The sequence below is a fragment of the Sodalis-like endosymbiont of Proechinophthirus fluctus genome (assembly GCF_001602625.1).
Lineage (GTDB): Bacteria > Pseudomonadota > Gammaproteobacteria > Enterobacterales > Enterobacteriaceae.
Genome location: NZ_LECR01000039.1, coordinates 20,169 through 46,123, shown reverse-complemented (window position 1 = coordinate 46,123; position 25,955 = coordinate 20,169). Strand labels below are relative to the sequence as shown.

Below are 25,955 nucleotides of genomic sequence, written 5' to 3'. Positions count from 1 at the left end.
TCGCCACAGCGTAACAAATAGTCCGGAGAGGCCGCCAGCACGATGCGCACATCACAAAGCTTACGGGCAACCAGACTGGTATCGTCTAGCCGACCGACATGCAGGGCGATGTCTTAATCATTATCGACCATATTCACCATCTGATCCGAAAAATCGACGTCGAGAATAATAGCGGGATATCATATCAGTGGGAGAAATCCACAAATACCGGCCCCAGCTCCAGCTGCCAGGCGCTGGAAGAAATGGATGAAGTCAGTCGTAGACAGCCCTGACGCTGCATCAGCAGCGCGGCGCACCGAGTCGTCTAGCGCGTCGTCCAGCTCATTGAGCAGGATTTTGATACAGTGATAATATAATTGTCTAACCTCAGTGGGGGACAAAAATACACAGGTAGTGCGTTTGATAAGTTGCACGCCCAAATAAGCTTCAGGGCATGAAATCATTTTCGACGCCTGGCCACTGCTGATGCCAGGCTGGTGCCAAGACGAGCGGTGGCGGAAAAACTCCTAATCTCCAGCACCGCCACCAGCATGCGATCGCAATCGATACATTCCATTATCACTCTTTTTTGACTCATTTACCCTCATAGATTATTGTAGCATACGTTGATTCGCGTATACTCTGAGCAAAGCGTTATCGTTTCTGTTACAACTATTCTATTATTCTTTCTATTATGTAAATCGAGCACTTGTAATGCACCTGCGGCAACATTATGCTGGGTAAACACTAATTGGCTGCCTGATAAGGCGATTACACCGACACTTTATGAAAATGAAAATTCGTGCGTTCTGTAGCATGGTATTGGCAATGGCTGTTTACAGTCAGTCCGTTTTCGCCGTTATCTATCCATTACCGGAAGGCAAAAGCCGCCTGGTAGGGGAAAACCTGCAAATCACCGTTCCCGAAGGGAATAAACTCCCACTTGAATATTTTGCCGCTCAGTTCCAAATGGGGCTCAGCAATATGCTCGAAGCCAATCCGGGTGTGGATGTCTATCTTCCAGCTCCTGGCACCAAAATGATCATTCCACAGCAGTTGATTTTGCCGGACACTCCGCATGAAGGCATCGTGATCAATAGTGCCGAAATGCGTCTGTATTACTACCCCAAAGACACTAAGACTGTCATCGTACTGCCAATCGGTATTGGTGAGCTGGGTAAAGACACCCCTTCTAACTGGGTGACCTCGGTGCAACACAAGAAAGACGGCCCCACCTGGACGCCAACCAAAGCCATGCGCGCGGAATACGCCGCGCGTGGTGAAACACTGCCAGAAGTTTTCCCAGCGGGCCCAGATAACCCGATGGGTCTCTATGCTCTGTATGTAGGCAACCTGTATGCGGTTCATGGCACCAATGCCAACTTCGGCATCGGTTTGCGCGTCAGCCACGGCTGCGTACGTTTGCGCACCGACGATATTAAATATCTGTTTGATCATGTGCCGGTTGGCACCCGCGTTCAGTTTATCAATGAACCGGTAAAAGCCACGATTGAACCGGATGGTTCGCGTTATCTGGAAGTGCATAACCCACTTTCGTCCACCGAGGAACAATTTAACTCGAACGAGCCAGTGCCGATTAACCTGCCGGTCAACGTCAGTCATGTTCTGGTGGATCCTGGCATTTATCAAGTTACGGTCGATCAGATGCTGCAGCGTCGTTCCGGCATGCCGGAGAACATCACTGCCCAAGGCGACAACGGCCAAAATGCGACGGTACAGGTGCATCCGGTTGATGAACGTACCATCACTGATGGTCCCGACATCGATCAAAAACAACATGGTGCCGCGGTACTGGTGGATAATATCACGCCTGCCCAAAGTGACACCGGTGCCGCACTATAATCAACCAGGCTACGGCTGCTGTCGTCGGTTAACACTGACGGTCAAGAGGTTCAATAACCGCAAAACATTGTCTACCACCACGGCCGGGCGACGAGATCTCCCTGGTGGCAACGCTGCCTCAGGTGCTTCGTGTCAGGGCAGGAGAAACGCGCATCTGAACATCTATCCCTTAAGCTCTATCCCCTGCTCCACAAACTAAAGCATCACTCGAAAAACATGTGTTCCCGAGCTCCAGCGTCCCTGCTCCGACACAAAATGTTTGTCTTAACAGTCTCGAGACGCGATATGCTTGCGAGATTCTTTTGATTTGGAGTGATCCATGTTTTTATTAAGTTTCGCTATAAACAGCCTATACCCCAATTGATGACCTTACAGGAATATCATACAAACTGGCTGAAGAATTATTTTTCCGAAGGTATTTCCATCGCCGCTAGCCGTAAGATCCCCCGCACCGTCGGCATCATTCCCGCTCGTAACATGAAGCGGGATGAATTAGAACGTATTTTGGCCAAAGATTCCTTCCGTTGCAGATTACAACATAACTGAGTTTATTCCCACCATGACAGACGAGAGATTAGCCGCGCTGATGACGCTGTAAAGCCAGTGCCAACACTTGCAATTTAACGCCCTCAATCCAGGGCGCACAGTGGCGTTTTGAGTCAACCAGTAAAAACATCCCGCGCGCGCCGAGGAGAGTCCTTTCGATTATGCCGCTGCGGTATAAATAAACGCAGCGAATTGTGCTTGCATATCCTCCAGCAGTGCAAAACACCTGCGATACTCGGAGCGTTTTTACTTGGGAGATCGTCGATGGATTAACGCACACTTTGAAAAACATGGCTTTTATCACCGACCGCGATAATCTGCGGCACCGCTATCTCACCACTGATAAGCTGTCTGTAGCATCGCTAACCAATAATCGCTTGGAAAATAAACTATGACAAGCTTTGGTTGCCTCTTTGATAACGTTATGGGACGTGCTTCGGCTGGCCGCCCCCTGTAGTCCGTCGATAAACACGGTCTGCTTTTCTGGAACGTCATTATCGAAAGGGTAAGTGACGCCAGGGGATTTTTATCTTCGTGGATGCAACCCCATACTCAAAACAGCTCATACTCAGTTTAATTTCGAAACATTCACTGCTCTTGCACTCTAAAACACGCATAGCTGGGGGATGCCATTAACACAGGCCGGCGGCGCCTGCTGCAGCGGCAGGTATCGCAGAGTTTGTATTAAAGTACAGTACTCAAAAATAGCTTGAACGCGCGGGCTGCTACCGGTAAAGAGGCAATGCGGCAAAAAGTACAGGGGCGATAAATTTCCAGGAGTAACATATTTTGCGCCAACGCCACATGACGCAATAGCGAGTCGGTCGCAAAACACGCTGCAGAAAACTCAGTTTCACCGCCGAATTAATAATTATTATCAATAATAATTTTATACAAAACAGAATTTTATCCCAAATTTTACCAGGTTTATACTCACTTAAAAAATTGCTAAAAATAGGCTACGTCCGATTTGTGAATAACTATTATGAACGATATAATATTATATTATGGCGTATCAAAAATAAAATAATTTTATTTTTTAAAAAATTAAAAATTATTAAATAAAGATAAACATAAAAATAATAAATATTATGGTTTTATTGATTCTCCAAGGTTAAGTGCCCACTACTCGTTCTGCCGCGAAAGAGGCTTCTAGTATGGTTTATCAGCAGCGTGGATTATTGATAATGACCGTTCACAGCCCGCTGCTGTGATAAACACCATTAAAAGTGCGCACCTCAGGGTACAGATCATTGTTGGCATTAGACCACTCGCAGCAAAACCCGCAAAGCTAAATTGGTAAGCGGTAGCGACGACGCAGAATCATTTCCACGGTAACTCCTCTTCGGTAAGTGAGGGCCCAACCGGCCGGCTACTTGGTGTCGCTTTCTCGGCGGTTGGCGTTCTTAGTGACGTCAAAGCACTCGCATCAAGCCTATCAATTAACTTGGTAATTATTAATTAATTAGATGTCTATACGAGTATTGCTTTTATTTATGTACCTATGTTGATAGACTCCCGTTTATTGGGATAAATTACTATTTATTTTCCCATTGAATCATGTAATTTTCTGATTCACCGGCCAGATTTTTTTCATGAACTGACAATTCATCATAATAGGGGAATAACAACCATGGGTAGATAGTCTCAAATAATCTGATCTCTGGCAGTTTAACCTTACATACCTTGAACCACATTCCCTTTTATCACTATAAAATGGAATGTAGCAATTGCTTATGGAATAAAAAAGAAGAGTCCAAGTTCGTCTATTCAAATCAAGCGAGTATCTAATTTTGAATATCCCTATCTACTTTAATTTCTAAGGGATCCATGACAATAAAATCCCCTGCGCCTGGTCGGAACTCATGCCATATTTTCAGAAGTAATATTGGGCGGAGGAAGAGAGAAATCTTAGATTAGACATTGTTACGATATCTTATTATCGTCACCAATCCATTATGGAAAGTTATTATTTTAATAAATTTTCTATCAATAAAATATTGAGTAAAATACTAGGAGACTATTATTACATAAAATTTAAATTACTCTCCGTATCAGAATTTTTCTGATAGTATCAAACCATTTGTTATCACATGACGCCACCTTTACCAAGAGAAAATTAGATATTATTTTATGCCAAACAGGGATTGAGAGAAAAAGAGATTGCGGAAGATTATTCCTGTCGATAAAAGCGCTAGAATCCAGTCTGTCCGGCATCTACAGAAAAATCAGCATGCAGTCACTGTCGCAACTCAATTAATATTGACTCGTCACCTCGCTAAATAATTACATGCAGAAAAAATTTTCAAATAGGAGTTTAATTTTTCTGGTAAATAAAGTATCATTACGTTAGCTTCGGGATGAAGCCTCAGACTACATTACGTGCATATATTATCCTCATAATGAATTTGTTTTCCCACTACTACTCGATGTCGCCTTCCCATCCCAATATATTTACTTATGACGCTTGCCGCAGACCAAAGGTTATCCACTGCAATTCTTGAAATTAAGCACGCCTTTTAGGCAACTTTCTGGCAGTACATCCTTATCACAGCATTAATTGCGACATAACGTTTCCCCGATCGATTCTGCCGACATGAGCAACGTATTGCTCACTGAAGTGAGCCGATGTAAGACGCGTTTTTCCCGTTCGAAGTAGCGTGTAAGATCGCATATTTTGATCATGTATAAATTGATTATAATAATTTTTATATTAAAATGATATGAATCGCACAAATTAATTTCTTCCCAATACTTCACGATTGTCAACGTTGTTGTCGGTGCTAGCATAATATATCTGTGATAAATCTAGAGTTAAAATTTCGCCAATAGAGTTTGCTCAATTCCATTGAATATTAAGATAAAATTAGATTTGAAACTAATTCATTAAGACATAGATCGGAGTAGTGGCGAAACCAATAACTCTGACGGCTGCCGACTTAAGGCAGCATCAACTTTAGTATAATACCCGTTCAATGCCATCGTGACGGCGAAAATGCATGAATTTATTGATACATACATACGTTAGTTCACTGGTTATTCTTGAGTGATATCAGGTTTTTTCCTGTGAATAGCAGATATAATCTCATCTAATTTTACCTATTTCAAATTAATAAAAAGGAGGACAAACCCCGCTGGTAAAAGTCTAATTTTAGATGAAGAAGATGGCGTAATATTATCGACTAATCTCACAATATTATTATAGGGGAAGTATGATGGAAAATATTATACTATCCCTTAGTGTAAGATTGCTTGTTGTTCCCTGTGATAGATATCGTCAAAGTTCTTTACATCAAATTTATCCTGCCACTGTCGGAAATATGTTTCACAAATTGAAGAATAAAAATAAAAAATCTTTTTTCCTAAATCTACCTCCCGACTTATCCATAATATTATGGTATTAAAATATTAGGAATGACAAAACTGGTTAAATTATATCAACAAAATATAATCCTAGAACTCCCATAATTTATGGATAAAATTAGATATCCTGCTTCTGATTATCGTAATAATAGAGTTTATGGAACATACGGTGGCGTACTACCAAAGATGATATTTGTCATCCTCTACGCCGTTGGCACTTTCCGCAAACGACAAAACCTATTGTGCAGGAATCGCATATTTCTCCGTGGAAAAACATCTGCCTCTAAGGCATAATAACGCCAGTAGCCCCCAACAGCTCATATTCGCTGTAAATTGATGCCATAGCCGCGATAACCAGGGAAAAGCTATTAGCCTAGCAACGCTTTCTTGCTGATCTTGAGCAATAATAATAGACATGATAGGACGCTTGCCTTGCTCTTGGGCACCCGAAAAGCAATACCGATTGCAAAGCTGGCAGTAAAAATAGGCTGACGGGTATAGAGTCGGCACATTTTCTCTAGTCACCCTGTAAGAAGCGTAAAAATGATTTCCGCTGACTATATTTCTACCGATAAAATCCCTATCGAACTTTATCATTTATCGGTTCTTGCCACGAAGATCAATAATGTCACCCAGGTAAACGACACCCTCACTGTAGCTAATGGCGCCACAGTATGAAATGGCATTACCCTACGAGATCGGTAAAACCTACCTGATCATATTTAAAAAGATCACAGGATCGGGATCCTTTATTGATGGTTCAAGTAATTTCCACTATTTTCCTATAAAAACAAGCATAATATATGTAAAGATACAAAAGTGTTTGCAGCCAGCCGGCGAGGAAGACCATCCTACCGTCAATTTGCATCTGCGTAGCACAACCCGGTTCAGTTTTTTTACTGGGTATAAATAGAAAAAATATAAGTATTATAAGTATAATTGACAAAAGCATACGCGCCAGATCGGTCAAACTTCAAATATTTAAAAGCAACCTATGCCTAATGTAACTGCAATAGGTAGGTAACTTAGTGCATGCCTGGTACTACCTCAATGGCATTTAGGCCTATGCTCGTGCTAAATAACATCACTTGGGAAATCATGCATGACTATGTCATGACGGCGAACTGCGAAGAATTTTGCAGCACCGACGACGAGCCCGAAAAAGCAAAATTCTCTACGTGTAAGCCATAATAGTTCCAGCAAAAGGGAGAGATAAAGGTTATGTTGCAATATACACCTCAGAAAAAACAGCTACAGCTACGTTTAAGACGGTGAAACCGACGACGCAATCGGCAGACCATTAATGGAAAGCGCATAGAGCGCCACCGCATGAGTATCACGCGGGAGCATTCTTCAGTTCATTTTATTGACTGTGTCCTCGACACAGTCTGACGGCAGCTGCGCTGCCTGGATTACAGCGAAACCGCGTATGAACTGAGAGTTCAATTTGCCACCTGCCACAACGCGACTAACACCTCGGGTTGGAACGACGTCAATGCCCAGGACGGGTCTGCTGGTCAAGCGTACCAATCTTATGGTAAGCAACTGGTACTAGCCAGCCGAGGTACTTAATCAATACGATGAGGAAGTGCTTAGTATCCTTTACCTTTTCACTACAGATGCTGTTAGGACTTGCCAATCCTGATCTGTTTTCAACAGTGAAAGATTGTGCCGAAGTTAGCCATTGATATTAGCGACGTGGCAGCATCTTCCACGACGTTCTGTCATCAACTGTACGACTTATAGCGATGATTCTCCGGCGCCGGAATGGGATATACAACGGCGGAAACAAAGGCTAGCTGAACGGGTTAAGGAGATATCAGGCCTGATGCTTTCGCACTGCGATATACACCGGCTTATGGCCGGTAGCAAAACAAACTTAAGTAGGCAGGATTACTACAGCGCAGCGGTTCCAATAGGTCATCTGTTTGTGGATAAAAACGCTTAAGCGCTTTCAGAAATTGGCACGTTAGATCTAAGGACGTCAACCTCTGGAATAAAAGACTGTGGGCACATCGTGGCTTTTTACCTATAAGCATTGCAAATGCTAAAGTTAATTTATAAGTAAAGGTCTGGTCAAAGGTTGACTTGACTACTATTATTATCCTGAGATTTTTAATCCATACCTGTACAAGAGGGTAATTTTATGCAAAAGTTGCACATTCACGATGCTAAAGCAACTTTCTCTCGCTTCATACAAGACGTTACGCAAATGGGAGAGCCTATGGGTCGTTGCCAACAATCTTAAGTCGCTAGTCAAAGTCATCGCCTATATCAGGGAGAAGCCTAAGCGTAGATGAAGTTTTTGAAAGAAAAGGCTAACACCCTACTGATTTTGACGATATAAACCCTGAAGAAATTGATAAATTATTCAACGGGATGCTTGATAAATACGCTATTTGTTAGCAATATCTATTCATTGACTTATATCCTAGAAACCAGAGAAATTGACAATTCATTTTTTAAGTTATTTAAAATAAAAAATTTAATTTTTAGCTAGGCAAAGATATGGAAGAGTGTTATTGATAGTGTATTGAACAAACCTAATTTTGATATCGACGATGTATTATTAAGGAGAGATCTATTTGAAGCGAGATTTGTTAAAATTCCCATAAAAGGTAAATCTATTATAAATGTGAAACGTCTTCCTGAAGGAATGCATAAAACCCTATTCGACTGGCTAATTGATGCCAAAGATGCTTATGAGTAACTCCCTATCAATCGCTTATGATAAAAATGTTCAAATTAACATGAAACTAAATATATATAAATATCTGGCCTAGAAAGATAGATTGCAAGTTTAAAATTAAAACATTTACCAATTGTTAATAACTTATTAAGATTTTTAATGTTTGAAATGTGAAAATGAAGTATTTATGGCTGATAGTCGCACGTAGAAAATAATAAATGATAGAGATTATTTTTAATCGTGTTAGTTTTGATTTTTATCAAAATAAAGTCGTTTCTGGGTATATATACTTTTTAATGATCATAATCCATATAAGGGTTGTAAAATAGTCTAAGATTCAGAAAAAATTTGGATTTGATGTTATGCTGATTAGCCATGCACAGCACAGAATGAATCAATATAGACAAGATGTATGCTATACAAAATTTTTATATTCTTACCGTAAATATAACGTCACAGATAAATTCATGTATGAAAATAATGTCTTATACAGATGCCCGTCAGATTCAGCTATACTAAATTCTAGGCGGAAAGGTATTCTGGCATCCCAAAATTATTTGGTTAACATCGTGTCCCAGCAGATACCAATTCTACAGTTGAAACTCCCTGCCTAACTTCCCTCTTCCCTGGCTTGCCCCTATGTGGGTATACTTTGCTGGACTCGGGATAGGTATGGCTTGGGATAAGTGTAATTCACTCAATCTATTCACCATCACCAACCTTTATAAAAAAGCACTGTCAAGCACTATAAATCGAGTGTAAAAATGCTAGCATCCTGCCGCGACAGCAGGTATGTGGGGCTAACAAACTCAACAATACTTGCATCTCATACTGACAGGTGAGCTACGATGATAGTTTGCATTTGCTCAGATAACGTATAGCTGTCCTACCTGAGTAGGATAAATTTTAATTGTGCAATTAAATATAAATCCTATCCTGTCGACAACTATTCTCGTATATCCTGCTGCTATTTGCCGATTTCGAGAAGAAAAAACTGCACAGAGCCGGTGTACAAATTTTAGTATGACTTATTACTTTCATTAACCTTGTCGAAATGGTATACCCGGGACGAGACTTGAACTCGCACAACCAAAGGCTGAGGGATTTTAAATCCCTTGTGTCTACCGATTCCACCACCCGGGTATCGGGAAATCGAAACTGGAGGCGCGTCCCGGAGTTGAACCGAGGTGAACGGATTTGCAATCCGCCGCATGGCCGCCTCTGCCAACGCGCCTAATCTCGTCGCTTGTCTTCGTCCTGCAACGGGCTTTATCAGCGAACTACTGAATCACCACACCATGTGCAACCAGCTAATCATAAAAAATTCGTTTATTACGATTTTTCGGAACGGCCCGCAATTATGGCTTGCCTGAGCAGCGATGGCAAGCTTTTTTTGGCACGAGAAATTTAGATAGTTACATCACAGCTAACCGGACACCACAATAAAAAATTGCGGGCTTTTTTCCTTCCTGCGGACAACCCATTAAAGGATAGGGAGATTGCTACAACAATGCTCTTCGGCCGCTGGCCTAGCCGCAAGACATTTCCTCCCCTTCATATGAATGAAAGCTGCTGATAAGGGACAGTTGCTTGCCAACACCGCATATATTTAGCTGGATGAACCTCTCTTCATCAGAGAAACTAGTCGCAGCCGCCTCCTCGCTAAGACAGTCACGCCAATGCCAGGTGCTAGATATTATCTCCTAAACAGCCAACGCTTGCGGCATAGTAATATTCTATTCAAATTTAATGTGATAGATATCACCGCCGGTCATCTCCCCCCTCTCTCTCACCATTAGCATCTCAGAAATGGCGCTCTCCGCCCGATGAACGCCTTACCATGTGCAGGATCACCGTGAGACACCAGGAGGTTATTGTGATGCAGAAGCATAGGGTCTGATAGGCAGAGTGTAAACGGGAAGCTGCAACCCAGGTTGCATCCTGGAGAAAAAGTAGCGCGAGCAACAACAAAAAGGACCCGCGTGATTCCTTTTAGCATCATCTGATGAATGAACTACAACCGACTAGCTGGAATTTGGAGCGGGAAACGAGGATCGAACTCGCGACCCCAACCTTGGCAAGGTTGTGCTCTACCACTGAGCTATTCCCGCGTGACCATCAATAAACTGGTTAATAAACCTATTAACGAATAACCACGGCTGCTTTCGACTAATTTTACTGACCTCACTATATAAGTCAATACAAAAATAGTCATCGCCGACACGTTTGCTGTTTTTTACAATGCTTCTCTCACTGCTTGAACAAATCGTGTCGGGCGGCATAGAGATATTGGAACATTGACCAGAAAGTCAGCACTGCAGCTACATACAGCGAGGCGATACCTATCGCCGATACGACGTCGTCCGGGCGACACAGCAGCGTCACCAATGCCAGCATTTGCGCGGTAGTTTTTACTTTACCGATCCAGGAAACCGCGACGCTGCTACGTTTGCCTATCTCCGCCATCCACTCACGTAATGCAGAAATAATGATTTCACGGGCAATCATAGTCGCCGCTGGCAGTGTTATCCACCAAGAATGAAAATGTTCAGCCACCAGCACCAGTGCTGTGGCGACCATCACTTTATCCGCGACGGGATCGAGAAATGCACCAAATCGGGTCGTTTGTTTCCAACGACGGGCTAGGAAACCGTCAAACCAATCCGTCACCGCCGCCAGGACAAAAATGAGCGTGCAACTCAACGGCGCCCATTGGAAAGGCAGATAAAAGGCCAGAACAAAGAACGGTATCATGACGACACGGAACATGGTAAGCCAAGTCGGTATATTCAGTTGCATAGTGCTTTGTTAACTATCTGGCCGGAGTGGAAATAACAATTATGTTGCTACATTGCCGCTAGTGTTTCAACGCATTAAATATTTTTTCTGCCAAGGAGCCTGAAATACCCGGCACTTGGGCAATTTCCTCCACGCTGGCATTGCGTAACGACTGCAGGCCACCCATGTATTTCAGCAGCGACTGTCGACGCCGCGACCCGACACCCTTAATCAATTCTAGCGCGCTGGTATTTTTTACCTTAGCACGTTTATTGCGATGGCCAGTAATGGCATGATTGTGCGAATCATCGCGGATATACTGAATCACATGCAGGGCCGGCGAATCCGGCGGCAGCACTATTCCTTCGCCATGTGGTTCCAAAAATAGCGTTTCAAGGCCGGCCTTGCGGTCTACGCCTTTTGCCACGCCGAGTAACAATACACGCGATTTGTCCCAGGGTACTTTCAACTCCTCAAACACTTCTTTAGCCACACCCAATTGACCTTTACCACCATCGATAATCACCACGTCAGGGATTTTCTTTTCTTCGAGCGCCTTACTATAACGGCGGCGCAGGACCTGATCCATGGCAGCATAATCATCTCCGGGGGTTATGCCTTCAATATTATAGCGGCGATATTCGGCGCGCACCGGACCATTTTCGTCAAAGACGACGCAGGAAGCGATGGTCTGTTCCCCCATCATATGGCTGATGTCAAAACATTCCATCCAGTTGACCTGCTCGATACCCAATAGCTCTGCCAGAGCAGCTAAACGTTGACGTACCGTCGACTGTTGCGACAGTTTAGTCACCAGCGCTGTCGCGGCATTAGTGCGAGCCAGCTTTAGATAGCGGGCGCGGTCGCCGCGAGGCTGCGTCTGGATCTGAATTTTCCTGCCCGCCTGCTCGCTCAGTGACGCCACCAGCAGCGTTTTTTCAGGCAGCGTGAAATCCAATAGAATTTCTCCTGGCAGCGAGCGCATATGACTGCCCTGCAGATAGAATTGGCCGACAAATGTCTTCACCACCTCCGCCAGTTCCGTACCGGCCGGTACTTCTGGAAAATAGCTGCGGCTACCCAAAACTTTCCCCTGGCGGATAAACAGAACATGGATGCAGGCCATACCAGCGTTAAACGACACGCCGATGATGTCCAGATCTTTTCGGTTGCCGAAAACAAACTGTTTTTCCGTTACGCAGCGCACTGCTTGGATCTGATCGCGCGCGCGCGACGCATCCTCAAAGTTCAGCGCGCGGCTGGCCAATTCCATCCGCTTTACAAGCTGATTAAGCACCTGATGATCTTTGCCTGATAGGAACAAGCGCACATATTCCACCTGCTGCTGATATTCCTCATCACTGACGAGCCCGTGTACACAAGGTCCCAGACAGCGACCTATTTGATACTGCAGGCACGGGCGTGAACGGTTGCGATACACGCTGTCCTCGCATTGGCGAATGGGAAACAGCTTCTGCAACAGGGCCAGCGCTTCCTTTACCGCATAACTATTGGGAAACGGCCCGAAATAATCCCCTTTCGCATGCTTGGCCCCACGATGGGATGTAATGCGGGGATGCGCATCGCTACTGAGGAAAATGAAGGGATAGGATTTATCATCGCGCAGCAATACGTTATAGCGTGGCTGATACAGCTTAATGTAGTTATGCTCAAGCAGCAGCGCTTCGGTTTCCGTATGGGTGATAGTCACATCAATATGATGAATACTTTTCACCAGCGCTTCGGTCTTGCAGCTAGCAATCTGGGCACGAAAATAGCTTGTCAGGCGCTTTTTCAGATCCTTAGCTTTGCCGACATAAATCACCGTACCGGATGCATCATACATGCTATAAACGCCAGGCTGGCTGGTCACGGTGCTTAGAAATTGTTTGGCATTAAAACTGTTAGTCACTACTTAATAAAATATCCTCACTGAACAACCCGTGGCGGATGGCTGGCTAGATGGGTTAATTCTACATCACTGCTGATGTTTAGTTTACTAAATATCCGGTAACGATAGCTATAGCTATTAACGGTTTTAGGGCTCAGTTTGAGCTGCTCATAAATATCGATGACCTTTTTCCCGCGGGTAATCATCAGCATAATTTGGAGTTCCCGTTCCGACAAACATTCAAAGGGTTTTTCCACCTGCGGTTCCAGCCGACTCAGGTCTATCTGCTGGGCAATATTAGACGAGATGTAGCGTTTACCAGAATTCACCGCGCGAATGGCACAGATAACCTCGTGTGGAGCAGTAGCTTTGCTCAGGTACCCTGTAGCCCTGGCCTGCATTACTCTAGCAGATAACGGATTTTCTGTGTAAATGGTCAGCATGATAATTTTGATATCCGGCGAGAATCACACGATTTTGCGCGTAGCCTCCAAACCCGCGCCAATGCCAGGCATATTCATATCCATTAACACGACGTTGACGCAATTATTGCAGCACCACTTTACCGCATCTTCGCCACAGTGTCCTCTCAAACGACTTTGAAGCCTTTAATATCTTCAAGAATGCGTCGTATCTCCTGCGCGCACTAATTCGTGGTCATCAACAAGAAGAACGCTTATCAAAGATAAATTCTCTAAAAAATAGAGAGTAAGGGTAAAGCGAATCTGACATTTAAGACTTAATATTGCATCTTTTAAGTAAATAAAGAAAAATGATTACTCGCTTATACTGGAAAAATTCAGCAGTGTTATCTGCACATGCTCATTTTAGACAGATAGGTTATTGCACTGCAAGGAGATTTCACCAATATTCGCGTAGCCGTCGGGAATTGCCTATTTCCCCCTCTTTTGTCACAACATCTGCACATCTATCGCGCAACATAAGCTGCTTAAAAAATGAATAAAACCCTGTGTAATTTACTTAAAAAGTAGTTCATAATAATTATATTATTAAATATAATTTAATATAATATATTATTAATCCGCCATGCCTTGATGAAGACTGAACATCTGGGTAAGAGTGGCGTTTTTTAACCTGCCGCAATTTGCCTGAGATAAATGATTGACATTAGCTAACTGTATAAAAAATCCTATTATAATCAGTGCACATAGTATCCGCCGACGCGTAGCGGTTCGCCAAGCACAGTGCCACTGTCTTAATGATTGCTGATAATAGGTACAATAATGGTCAACGTTTAATTTACCACCGATAGTGAAACTGCGCGGTACTTGCACAAGAGATCAACTACATGAAGGCGATGATGTTGCCGCTGTTTAAGCAAGCCGATGCCGGCAAGCAAGGTCATAATAAAAATGGAGAAATACATCAGTCAGCCTGATGATTCCGAACAGCAAGAGATATTTACCAGTACTATAAAAAAGATAACCCACGACTATTATCAATAAAGACGCCTCTAGCGCCTCGGGACCAAGATGGCTCAAACGGTCTTCGCGATCGTTTATCTGCTTACCTATCCCAGTGGGACTGTGGTGGGCTCCTACCACAGTTCCCCGACTTCTTTTATTGCCATGACGCTGCTGTTCAAAGTCCTGCTGCGCGCATTAGTGGTAGTGCTAATTGAGTCGCTATCCAAAACCCGTACTACTATATTGCCGAGCTGTTGCCTCTTTTTCCCATATTTGCGCTTCCAGCCCATTATATTGTCGGTTCCGAACGCAGCAGAGAAAGGCTGCGCATGACGATTCTTTTTATATTTTGGCCGTCACTCCCTATCTAGTCTACCTGATATCTTTTTATGAGTTTGTTGGCGCTATGTGCCTGCCGATGGCACTGTCTAGCGCCGTGGTATACGAGGGACAACTCGCCGCGTGGCTATTGATTATCTTTTGGCAGCGCTGGGGTATAGTATAGACTAACTTAAATGTGGGGCGGTGCGGCGCCAATAGGTGAATTTCGCGAACTTTTGTGGAAACGAACTATATTCAGCGTACTATTCTCTGGAGACAAAAATGAAAAACATCGGGATAATTATCTTTAATCGCGTTTGTTAGTTTATCATTAACCGGATACGCCGATTCATCGTCCACAGCGATGCGAACCCCAGAACCTATACCGCACGGAAATCCACAAAATGTTGAATACCATGCCTGTGCAGCAGTTTAATTTCCTGCGGCTGCGTGCGGCTCGCCGTCTACAACCTTGAAGGTAATGCTGGCCGCGATATCGCAAGCGTAACCACACGACCTATGATTCTTCCATCACTTCCAACGCCAATATATTCTGACGCTGTTTACGCTCCTGTGAAAGTGTGATCCCAATAGTCGTGATAAATAGGCTATTAAACGCGGCCGGCTTTAAAATAATAGGCAATCTAAACAATGCGCCAAAGCGGACATAGGGCGGGTGAAATAGCATACGCATCGTCGCTATGAGGCGTTTTTTCGGATATGGTCGGCCACGCCACCATAGGGCTCAAATAACCGGTATAATGATGAATAGGATAAGCCATACTACTATCCTATAAGCATAAGTTCCTCGGTCAAACCGGGAAATTATAAATGCTAATTAATGTACTGGCAGATGCGACTAATCACTAATAGCTGAGTATCCGCAATCATCGTCTGGCCAAAACTGACTGAGATTTTGATGGCGCTTATTAAAAATCAATAACCAGTTAGGCGATGCTGCTTGCCTCGGTGGCAGTGATATCAATACTGTACTCCATAAGTTGATGAACATGGCTGGCTATAAGTTTATTGAGTAATTCTCCGAGGAGAATAACTTTGCTATACAACGAAGCAGTATCGACAATTTCCATTATTAGCTAATGCGGGATGACGACATAGTAGAATATCTTCAGACTCAAGGGATAAAGCAAGTCGTTCTAGGTTACCCTATATGCCCATTCCAACATAATGGTCAACAAAAAATGATCATTTAAATCACTGCCGTGTAATGAGAAATTAAAAAACGTTTACCTCGTGGCTCAGATGATATGCCCACAGATAAAAATCTAAAAATGATGAGATTCGACACTTCAATTGAGGATATCCACCTGCGAACAGGTAAAATGCGATTGTAGAAGAGAGGTGTTGACACCAGAGCACCTGCATTCAACCTTTGAGGTAGACAATTCCCCCTCAAATATATTATTATGAATAATCCGAGCGTTTTCTTCTTTCATAGTGCCACCTTAAAAGTAGTAGGCGTACCAGCATACGCAATCACTCCCCAAAAAATCTATTGGACAGGTTTCCATTTTAAATAGTTCAATGTATCTTTATTTATAACTAGACCTACTAAGAATCATTCTGACTATATCAATAAATTTAAAAATTTTTAATATAGATTTATTATCTTGCAGTAGATATTTTTTCAGTTTGCGGAGATAATGTATTACTGTCAGTGAATGATCAATAAAAATAGAATGTTGATTTATTTCACGTCTTGCTGTCTAGCATGTGAAGTCTGCACTTCTCCGCTATGTTCGCTGGAACTCGCCGGCAAACTTAACCTTAGTACTCTAATGCTATCTCCGATAATCAAAGCATGACGTTACGCGGAAATATAGCGCTCAGATAGGGCTAATAAACGCTACATTCTCATTTTTGAGATGCGAAATAATATTAACTTATAGTGCATAACATATCAGAAATTTAATTATTTTTTATACAAAAAAGGACGTATTAATTCTAAATTTTGATCAATGCTGCAGTTGGCAGGCATGAAAGATATAAACTTGTCATTGTGCTGTCGATCCCATTTTGTCTTCTCATTAGCTATTCATCATGTTTCAGCACCGATATTATTTGCTTTGTCAGAGGTAGAAGTATTTTTAACATCCTAGGATACAAGAGAAAGTCAAGACATTAAATTAGGGTCCACTGAGTGCGGGTACTACAAATGATTGTGTTCGACAAACCACGCCTATGATGTTTATTTCGGCAGCGTACTAGGAGAGTAGATTTGCTAACCCTGTCTCATGCTGATACTGGCTATCCTTGGTGAACAGGTGACCATCCCGTTTCGCCGATAATTGGCCGTCTACAGCCACCTCCCTTAAACACGAGGTCGGCGGCTAATGAAGTGGCTTATGCTACCGATAGGTTCATGCGTAGCCTCAGTTAAGACTGAAATCCGATTATACTAGGGATTCGGTCAGAAAGGAAAAGAGAATATAGATACATTGACAACATGGCAACTCATTGTGTCAAACTACCTCTCAGGTTAGTGCCGTGCCAGTTACTGCATTTTTAACTTTTTTCAGCCGTGACCCGTCTCTCGGGATTCGTCTACTGTGCGTAGAACTGATAGGTTTAACCTGTCCGCTCAACTTTCCAATGGTGCTCATTTTATCCTGCTATAGAATGGCCATGAAAAGTCACGTAATAGAAAAAATGAATATTACTGCAGGGATGATTCGATCGGAGTCATATCCCACATATCTCTGAAATGAAAAAAGACAGCACTTTAGCGTTCTCAACAAGCTGCCCCTACCCTACGCTTCTCTCTGGAACTTACTAGATGGCGGTTTTATCTCTACAATGGGGGATAGCTATTTGTACCATTTAAGAGGATTATGATTCAATAATAAATGACAATAAAAATCATATCTATTTTCATGTAATGCATTACATCGGCAAAATCCACCTATTGCCCATCGCCGTGCCGTGTCTGCATTTAGCCTATGATTGAACATCCCCGTGCGTGACTTAGCCATCGTATCTGTGCAAAATTAAGCTTTGAAGGGGAATTCTAAAATAATCACTGCGCAGAGATAAATGTTTTATACCGTCATTGAAAGCCGATGTCAGGACAAACGAGGTCGGCGGCTAAAGACTTGGGCAAATGATCACAAAGACTATGGATCTTGCAGGAGGCGACCGCGCTAACGAACGCTTCGCCTGGCAGGTAAGCCAGCATTTCGATCCAGGAAACGACGCAGCCGTCAGACGGAAAATTTCCGGATATATCATACAAAAATGGGTTTACCAACATAAATTGAGCATCTTACTGATTTTGATGCTGGCGCTCTAGTTATTGATATATTTATTAATGTCCTCCTAGTTTCCTTAGATAATAGGATGATATACCTAATTTTCGAGGAATCATTGTTTACAACAACTCAGCGCCTCGTTTCTTACCATTAAGGCGACACTATTTACTTGACGCTATGCATACGCAATAATTTCATATTGCGAAAAACTCCTATGATATTGATATGATGTTCCCTTGGTTGCACTCGTAATGTTACGAATGCGGATAAATTATCATCCTTACCTCGATCTGCCTGATGGATTTTTATAAGTAGATTATTATTATTCCCAAAAATCCAGATTTATTATCGAGGGTAAAATACTCTTTACCCACATTATAATATGTGTGATTTTAATTCCCGTAAGGAGAATTAGGATGCGAAACATATTACTTTAATCCATGATTAATAATCATGGATTAAAGTAATCCGTCATCGGAAAACATTTTAAATATTGATTTTATAATTAGAATATTCATCATCGCCATCATGGAGAACTCTTCCATTTCTTGGGCGATAAAATATTCAGAATCAAGGATAGTCTATATGAATAACGCGGACTTTTAATTTCTTAATCTACCGGTAGATTTCTATTTTAAAAGCCGCAAAGATAAAAAATTACCTCATCTCTTCTCTAAATTTTCCGAAGAGATCAAAACATAGGATAGAAAGTTGGAAGCCAGTAGAGAGGGCACGGAGACAATTATTACCTCCTATTTCTGCTGAAATGGAGACAGAGACACCTGGCCCCTTTTACACGCCTAAATTCCCTCTTTATAATAAAGATGGAAACGTCATATGGATAATGTTTTATCAGAAAAATTCTGCATTCATTCATCTATGTGATTTCTTTAACGACCTTTCTCCCTCGGTGATCACGCTTGATACACCAGATAATACTTTTAATGAAAAAGAACTAGATATTATATTCTATATGCTGCATCGGATGGATGAAAAGAAAATAGCCAATAGTCTATATTTATCCCTAAGTGTCGTCAAAAAAATATTGAATACCGTCTTGGCAAACTCGGTATAAACTCTCTCAGCGCACTGAGAAACCTACTCTTATCATTCCAGTCATAATCGCTACATACCCAAAAGCTACTGCGCTCCGGCGTAAATTTTTCTAGTGAAAACTCGGCACCGAGGGGCAAAAGCTATGAATGACTTTTTCTTACCGAGATGTTCTCTGCAGAGATTGCCTATGAGTCCTGGGCATCCTTAGCCGTGCTTTAGGAGGAAGATCCACACCAATCGACGCTAAACGTTGTACGTTTATCCTTTATCTTTTTCTAACGATGCAATGTTACTGCACTGTATGTGTATAATGATTTTGGCAAAATCGTCCCCTGCATTCGAGAGCACTGCCTCATCCCGTTTTCGAGCAAGATCTCACGCCTTGCCGCCCTGATATTCGGAGTTTAGTGCGAGCGATTTAAGTCGCGCCGAGAAATAACGATTACGTCGTCGGAAAGTTAATGCATTATAACAGAAATTATAACATAATTATAAATCGCTACACATCTCTGATATTAAGAATTATTCGCTCTAGTGGGCAGGGAATTTTTCTTAAAAAGTGATATCAGCGAGAATGTTTTTATTTTTCCTTAACTAGGAGTGATTGAAGTGACCTGTATCAGCACATATATATTCGCCATTATCTATCAATTTACACTTCCCAGCAGAATAGACGTTATTAAAAATAACTATAATTTTGTCGCCTAGAGCTTTTCTTTTCCAGTCATCAATTACAAGAAATCGGACTATTCTTATTCTTTTTTAAAATATAATTTTTTAATTATAAGACACAAGTTACTGCAGCATCGATCGATGCATTTCCAGGAATATATAATATATACGGTGCGCCCTTAATAAAAAACACATTTTTTCTCTTATAGTAAGCTCTTTTATTATCTTTATTATACTAGTAGCAGCAAGATCACATCTTTTTAAATCATTAATTGAATACTTCTCACCTATGTCATGAAATAGAAAATCATTCCTGCTATAAAAGTACATATATCAGACACAACCTAACACCACGTTCTTAATATTTTCTTTGATACTGATTATCTCTAGGTCCGATCTTCGCATATTCCAAAAATTATTTATTATTTTATCATCCATATAGATGTTAGAAACAGGAATACATCATCTCCTAGCAGAAATAATAATTTCAGGATGGTTTTCCATATCTAAGATTACCCATAAAACGCTTCTAGCTAATTTTCTATATGCGAGTTAACTAAATAATTTTTCTCCGATGGAATTAGTGTATAAACACCGGTTGCATTGTAAAAAACTCCGTCAGTCCAAATTTATTATAGTTACTTTTTAGAAAAGTATACTCATTTCCGTTGGAATATTAATCTCATTGTTCATTGAGTTAAAACTAATAAGTAATAAATAGAGGATGGAATAATAATCATTGTTGATGATAAGCAATAAGAAATCGTCAATTATTTTTGGTAATAATCCTCTCCGTTATCGAATAGATGATGCATGCCAGCATCAGGAAAATAATTAGACAAAGTGTGTTAGATTTCACAGAGGAATGACCTTTAATAATTAAAGAAAATCTCATTAACTGCCAGTGTACTAAATATAATGGATAGCTGATTAGACCGATAATTACTAATGATTTCAGGGAAAGAATTTTATCGACTATGATACCCTCTCCATAGAGAATAAACAGGGCCGAAAAAATATAATGTTGATCGTCGCAAAGTCATGGAAATGTTTTGTAAACATATCAGAAAAAAGAAAAAATACAAGCATTAAACATGTTAATGATATATTATTACTTTCTTTAATATCAGGATAGTTTTATTCTATTGCTATAGGGAATAGAAAAAAGGCTTCCCACTATTAATTTTCATAAGCGCCAAAAATATGAATAATTGGAAGAAGCGAGATTATGATAAATATCATAAATATTCTTAATAAATTAAGAAATAATGTAAAAATATTTTTACATTAATTTCATTTACAAATAAAATAAAATAAAATAAAATAAAATAAAAACAAACAATAGATAAAATTTGTATAATTGTTCCTTTCCATGGAGGCTACATATGTGCAGAGTTGGTTTAAATATATAGGAGTTATAAAATATCTATTTTCACTCCAGAGAGTGAAGATTTCCTTGAGTAGGCTAGAGAAAATAAAATGTTTTAATGCAATGGCAAATTCTGTTATTGAAGATAAAAACTAGGATAAGAAAACTACGCTAAGAAAAATAAATATCAGTGCGGGATAAATCCTCTCCATTTTTATGGAAAGATGATATGGAGAATTCTCCTTTTATTATATCTTTAGGACGATCGATGTTATCAAAAAACCGGATGTGATAAAATATATCAATACCTATATATCCTCTTCTGAATAATATAGGAAAGTAATAATATATTAAAAATGATATTACCTCTATAACTCGCAAGCCGTCAATATAAAGCTTATGGTTTATTTCTCTGGCTTTTGTTATAGCGATGTCCCAGAAATCGACCGGTTGAAATAGTGATATTTTTTAACTTTTTTGTAAAAACCATAACACAGTAACTATTTTTATATCCATATATATATGGAAATATCTGCTGAAAATATAGGCATTACTTTCCCTACTACTAGTATGACGTAAATGAGGCTACTATCACATTATCGTAGCTAAAATTTATTTCTTAATCAGTAATATGTGCTTAGTAGATTCTTTTATAGTATTCTAAAATGTTCCGGCAGCAGCATTTCCATTTCTACTTTTTAGATTTACCTTATTGCCAATATAAGTGAAATGGCCGTTGACCCATGCCTGTCCTCTTACCCTATCGATAGCATTTGCCCTAAAGATAACCAAGGAGACCCACTGACATAGTCTAGTCTCTTGGCCTTACTTTTGTATACTAGATCAAGCTGTGACCCCTTCCTTTATACCTGCGCTAAAAAAGTCACTTTTGGGCCTTTCTCCCTCCCGATTTTCATCGGGCAATCTATATAACATGATACAATCGAAGATTCGGACAACTTACTTTGGTATTAGGTTAAAAGCAATGTCACTGGATAGAGCCTCTCACGGCTAACGTCATTCATCACCTGAAAAGCAAGGCTATCCATAGGTCAGTAAATCGTTATGGAAATCAGCTAACCAGAGTGGTGGTTACTGTGCTTTCTTTATGCGCGGCGTTCAGATCTTTGATCGGCAAAGCTAATTTTCATTGATACTTGAGCAGCAGGGAAGGAATACTCTATTTTTCCTAATCTAGGTTTTTCTAGAGGGGAGCAGAAGCCTATGAGAATGGTGAGGGGATATGCTCATTCAGTACTAAACACATTTCTGTGAACAGGCAAAGAAAATAGGGAGAGCAGTAAATAACCAAGACCAAAATAGGCCGCAAGAGAAAAGAATATAGATAGAAAACATAGATAGATGGACAGCAAGCTGTTCTTGTTGGTGGGTCGTGTAGGGCTCGAACCTACGACCAATTGATTAAGAGTCAACTGCTCTACCAACTGAGCTAACGACCCAACGTCGCAAATTATTCTCTTAATGAGAGCCGATGTCAAATACTTCATATCAGTTGCAGCAAAAAATAGTCACGAACGTTTCATTGATTGAATCCTGGTTGAATATTAATCATTTGTAACATATTATTAACATTTCGCCCTGAGCTATTTGGCGAAAATTTCACCAATAGTAATTAGGAATATCTAGCTCACTCGCGAAATGCAGACGAGTGTTGGTTTTGAAAGGACGGAGAAATATTATACTAAAATAGGAGTGATTATTGAACCACACTGTATGGCTATCTCTCAGACACCAGCATTGTAGTAGTCAATAACAACGCATATCCTTTTTGAAGCGCTGTTGAGTCAACCGCTTTTTTCGATAGGCTATAACGCTTGCTAAATATAGTATTCAATTTATAGGTTGAGATGCCTAGTTCTCGAGCATAGAGAGACACAGGATATTTTCAGAGATAATGTTGCTAGAAAAATCGAATAGCGTGTGACTGATATTTAATACGATAAACCTGCAGAGTAACTAGCTAAAATAGATCTTATCAATACCGAGACAATAAAGATAAAGAAACCAGGCCGAGAGAGTACTGTCCATGACAAGTAGGCCTTATAAATAATCAATCGTAATTTTATTAAGTAGAATTTTTATAATTTTATTTTTTTAAATTCTCTTGCTGGAACTTGGCCGCCTGAATGATAACATCCTGTTGCAGAAAAATTAGATGAGCTCGATAACAGGTGAAAATAATACATTCCTCTTTATGCTAGTCATCTATTCGCGTGCTGTCCTCTGACTCCACAAGATAATTGAGTGGTATACTATATTTTTCGCCATTGATTCTTAGTGTTCCTTTTTTAAACACAATAAAATGTAGCGTATTCATTGATAGTTGTAATTTCTCAGACAGGTTTTACGTTAGATTGTTTAGTGTCTAATATTTAACGTAACCTATATCAACTGATAGATAATATTTTAAAATAGGATGATGTGAGAATAAATAGAATCTGTGTTCGTACTACTAGAGTATAAAAATCAGTCAGATAAAGACTAAGATTTAATTTAAGGAAAGCATATTTCTTAAAATTTGCTACAGTAGACCGCGAAGACAGATTATTTTAGTTCTGAGACGTTACAAAAATATTGTATTTCCCATCGTCCTTGCTTATTAATTTTCAAAGTGTTTCTTATGGTTCCGGTGGCTTAAGTATAAGCGAATTTAACACTGTTATGAATCGAGAATTACAGTGGATAATGAGCCATAGCTTCAGCAAGAGGAGCAATAACGGTAAACTGTCATCAGATAGTATATTAAAGAAAGGCTTAATGACCTCTAGTGTCAATGTTGATGGCGGCTGACCCTACCGCACCCGCTATATTTCTCACTATCTTAGTTTTCACAGGTAATGTCAGCTCACTATGAGCATAAACCTTCGCGCGTTAGGCCGTTTCTCTTCGGGGCGGTAGAACACTGTCATCCCAGCTATATCAGTTGCATTATCCTTGCATAGGCTACACACCTAAAATAAATTATTCAGGAAAACTTCAATTAAATTTAATTAAAGTTATAAATGCTAATGCACTACAATAATTTTATAATACCATCACCTAATACTGGATAGAACTCTATTTCAATGAGGGCCGTTATTCATGCGCTAACAATTACCTTTACGGTAAAATAGGTAGTATCTTACCTCTACAGTACCGGCGGAGGGGAGAAAGAACATACCATCACCTCTACCTGAACAATGCTGGCGCATCATGGATTCATCCTGGTTCCCATCGGCTATGCAGCCAAAGAGTTATTCGATATTGGCCATGTGCGTGGCGGGACTCCACTCCTTATGGCGCATCTATACTAGCCGGGGGTGACGGTTCATACTAGCCGTCCAATGAGGAATTGGCTATAATCCCGCTATCAAGGACAATATGTCGCAGGTATTGGGCTGAAAATGAAGAATTAAAGGTCACCAGGCAACAAATACTTCCTTGGCAGGCGCCCCAAAATACATATTTCGTCTACAGTTAGTAATGATATCTCTTAAGTTGCTGCTACATGGACTTCATAACATTGCGAGGTTAATAATAGCTTCAGACGTGAAGGTATAGGCAGAACATCCACCAGACTTCAATAGAAATCGCGTTCGATATTTTTGAAGTGGCCAATAATGACGACGAAGCTCTATTGCAGAGAATTTAGGAGAAAATAGCTATGAGGCGATGCAAATTTCCTTTTTCAGCACCGACAAAATAAGTTATTCCTGGGTTAGGAAACAGCGGAACGCAAAAACATATGATGCTCATTTACATCACGCCGGGGTTGATTTTTAATCTCCCATTTTTCGCAGCTATGAAATAGCATGTAATAGGTTAATAACATAACCATTTATCTTCCACTGAGTAATATTGTCACCCTGTCGCGTCGGTCAGCACTATATCCGACAGCCCGCTACCTGTGGTAAATACGCTCAGTAATAGAGAGTTTTTGACAAAAAATGATATTTAAATAGATAATTATTTCATAATTATCAAATATGGAAATTAGCAAATAGAGGCCGTCTAAAACCGTTTTCCTTTCTCGTTTCTATCGGCATCTTCCTTTTTCTCTCGTGCTGTTAAAACCTGTTAAGCAAATTTTTACTATTTTTAAAACTATTATTATATTTTCCACAGAAAATTTTTTCTTTATAAGAATATATTAATAATAATTAATTATAATATTTATTTTTTAATATTTTTTTCTATCATAACTATTATGATATTACCAGTTTTGAAAGACTTAATAAGGAATATGAATAAATGTATCAACTTTAAATTTTTAAAAATATTATTAATAATAATAATTATTATTATATTTTAATTTATTACTTCAGTAGTCGCTGTTATATCCTCCAGTAATTGGTAATAGGTTTATTAACAAACCCCGCACACCATAGTGCAAGGTTTTGCAGATCGATAATGTACTGTTATTTAGCAAATATTTATTTTAAGTAAGTTCATTAACATATTGGTGGAGGAATAATCCCATGTTTATGGGTAAAGTCGGTTTTTTGATGTAACTCCGGCGCTGTAGTAACATTGATACTTTAGAAAGGTGATCGAGCATATGAAAGATAAGTTGACTACCGGGAAATTGGTTGAATTTTATGGTACTATCGATCACCGCTGAGTAGAGTTGACGATAGGTAAACTTTACGACAAAGTAACCGTCAGGCGTGTGGCAATTTGTACGATAATTGTGCACCAGAGCCGCTTTTACAACACCTAGGAATCTAGGAAT

Annotated in this window: 11 protein-coding genes, 4 tRNA genes and 4 pseudogenes; 8 read left to right on the top strand and 11 right to left on the bottom strand. The window is 40.5% G+C overall.

Going from position 1 to position 25,955, the window contains the following annotated elements; genetic code table 11:
• A partial coding sequence (locus tag BG74_RS19545; protein ID WP_369678506.1) for a hypothetical protein occupies window positions 1-74 on the bottom strand: 74 nt, incomplete at its 3' end.
• A gap of 105 nt (window positions 75-179) precedes the next feature.
• Entirely contained in the window at window positions 180-443 is a 264-nt protein-coding gene (locus tag BG74_RS12970) for a hypothetical protein (protein ID WP_187202601.1), read from the bottom strand.
• Between the two features lie 322 nt (window positions 444-765).
• Between BG74_RS12970 and BG74_RS04200 the strand changes: the two genes are divergently transcribed.
• Window positions 766-1,842 (top strand): L,D-transpeptidase family protein, encoded by a 1,077-nt coding sequence (locus BG74_RS04200; RefSeq protein WP_073961069.1) that lies wholly within the window; start codon window positions 766-768, stop codon window positions 1,840-1,842.
• Window positions 1,843-2,205: 363 nt separating this feature from the next.
• Window positions 2,206-2,388: a YciI family protein gene (locus tag BG74_RS04195; RefSeq protein ID WP_244267272.1), complete on the top strand. Its 183-nt coding sequence runs from the start codon at window positions 2,206-2,208 to the stop codon at window positions 2,386-2,388.
• A gap of 418 nt (window positions 2,389-2,806) precedes the next feature.
• On the opposite strand, the pseudogene BG74_RS19540 reads toward BG74_RS04195, so the two are convergent.
• The 7 genes and pseudogenes from BG74_RS19540 to uvrY all read right to left on the bottom strand — a co-directional run.
• Window positions 2,807-2,860: pseudogene (locus BG74_RS19540) on the bottom strand (hypothetical protein); the annotation flags it as partial.
• Between the two features lie 6,640 nt (window positions 2,861-9,500).
• Window positions 9,501-9,583 (bottom strand) — tRNA-Leu (locus BG74_RS04185).
• A gap of 16 nt (window positions 9,584-9,599) precedes the next feature.
• Window positions 9,600-9,674 (bottom strand) — tRNA-Cys (locus BG74_RS04180).
• A gap of 802 nt (window positions 9,675-10,476) precedes the next feature.
• Window positions 10,477-10,551: transfer RNA gene (locus BG74_RS04175), tRNA-Gly, on the bottom strand.
• Window positions 10,552-10,690: 139 nt separating this feature from the next.
• A complete protein-coding gene (gene pgsA / locus BG74_RS04170; protein ID WP_066596807.1) occupies window positions 10,691-11,239 on the bottom strand; it encodes a CDP-diacylglycerol--glycerol-3-phosphate 3-phosphatidyltransferase in 549 nt (182 codons plus the stop codon).
• Window positions 11,240-11,297: 58 nt separating this feature from the next.
• Window positions 11,298-13,130: an excinuclease ABC subunit UvrC gene (uvrC, locus tag BG74_RS04165; protein ID WP_066596806.1), complete on the bottom strand. Its 1,833-nt coding sequence runs from the start codon at window positions 13,128-13,130 to the stop codon at window positions 11,298-11,300.
• A pseudogene (uvrY, locus tag BG74_RS04160) lies at window positions 13,123-13,792 on the bottom strand (UvrY/SirA/GacA family response regulator transcription factor). The gene uvrC and the pseudogene uvrY overlap by 8 nt, the downstream one beginning before the upstream one ends.
• A gap of 663 nt (window positions 13,793-14,455) precedes the next feature.
• Between uvrY and BG74_RS19190 the strand changes: the two are divergent.
• Window positions 14,456-14,575, top strand: coding sequence for a DUF2594 family protein (locus tag BG74_RS19190; protein WP_439895659.1), 120 nt, complete (start codon window positions 14,456-14,458; stop codon window positions 14,573-14,575).
• 123 nt (window positions 14,576-14,698) lie between these two features.
• Window positions 14,699-15,041: pseudogene (locus tag BG74_RS10620) on the top strand (GlpM family protein).
• Window positions 15,042-15,804: 763 nt separating this feature from the next.
• On the opposite strand, the gene BG74_RS12960 reads toward BG74_RS10620, so the two are convergent.
• Window positions 15,805-15,948: a hypothetical protein gene (locus BG74_RS12960; RefSeq protein ID WP_187202599.1), complete on the bottom strand. Its 144-nt coding sequence runs from the start codon at window positions 15,946-15,948 to the stop codon at window positions 15,805-15,807.
• A gap of 1,417 nt (window positions 15,949-17,365) precedes the next feature.
• Between BG74_RS12960 and BG74_RS10615 the strand changes: the two genes are divergently transcribed.
• Together BG74_RS10615 and BG74_RS12955 are read left to right on the top strand one after the other, a co-directional pair.
• Window positions 17,366-17,581, top strand: coding sequence for a GhoT/OrtT family toxin (locus BG74_RS10615; RefSeq protein ID WP_073961067.1), 216 nt, complete (start codon window positions 17,366-17,368; stop codon window positions 17,579-17,581).
• Window positions 17,582-17,993: 412 nt separating this feature from the next.
• Complete coding sequence (locus BG74_RS12955) at window positions 17,994-18,167, top strand: hypothetical protein (RefSeq protein WP_187202597.1); 174 nt, start codon at window positions 17,994-17,996, stop codon at window positions 18,165-18,167.
• Window positions 18,168-22,607: 4,440 nt separating this feature from the next.
• Here BG74_RS12955 and BG74_RS04145 read toward each other — a convergent pair.
• Window positions 22,608-22,683, bottom strand: a tRNA-Lys gene (locus BG74_RS04145).
• A gap of 1,646 nt (window positions 22,684-24,329) precedes the next feature.
• Between BG74_RS04145 and BG74_RS12950 the strand changes: the two are divergent.
• Both BG74_RS12950 and BG74_RS19530 read left to right on the top strand, forming a co-directional pair.
• Window positions 24,330-24,639 (top strand): annotated as a pseudogene (locus BG74_RS12950) (NADPH-dependent FMN reductase family protein); the annotation flags it as partial.
• 1,130 nt (window positions 24,640-25,769) lie between these two features.
• Window positions 25,770-25,844 (top strand): Hha/YmoA family nucleoid-associated regulatory protein, encoded by a 75-nt coding sequence (locus BG74_RS19530; RefSeq protein ID WP_369678505.1) that lies wholly within the window; start codon window positions 25,770-25,772, stop codon window positions 25,842-25,844.
• The last annotated feature ends 111 nt before the right edge of the window (window positions 25,845-25,955 follow it).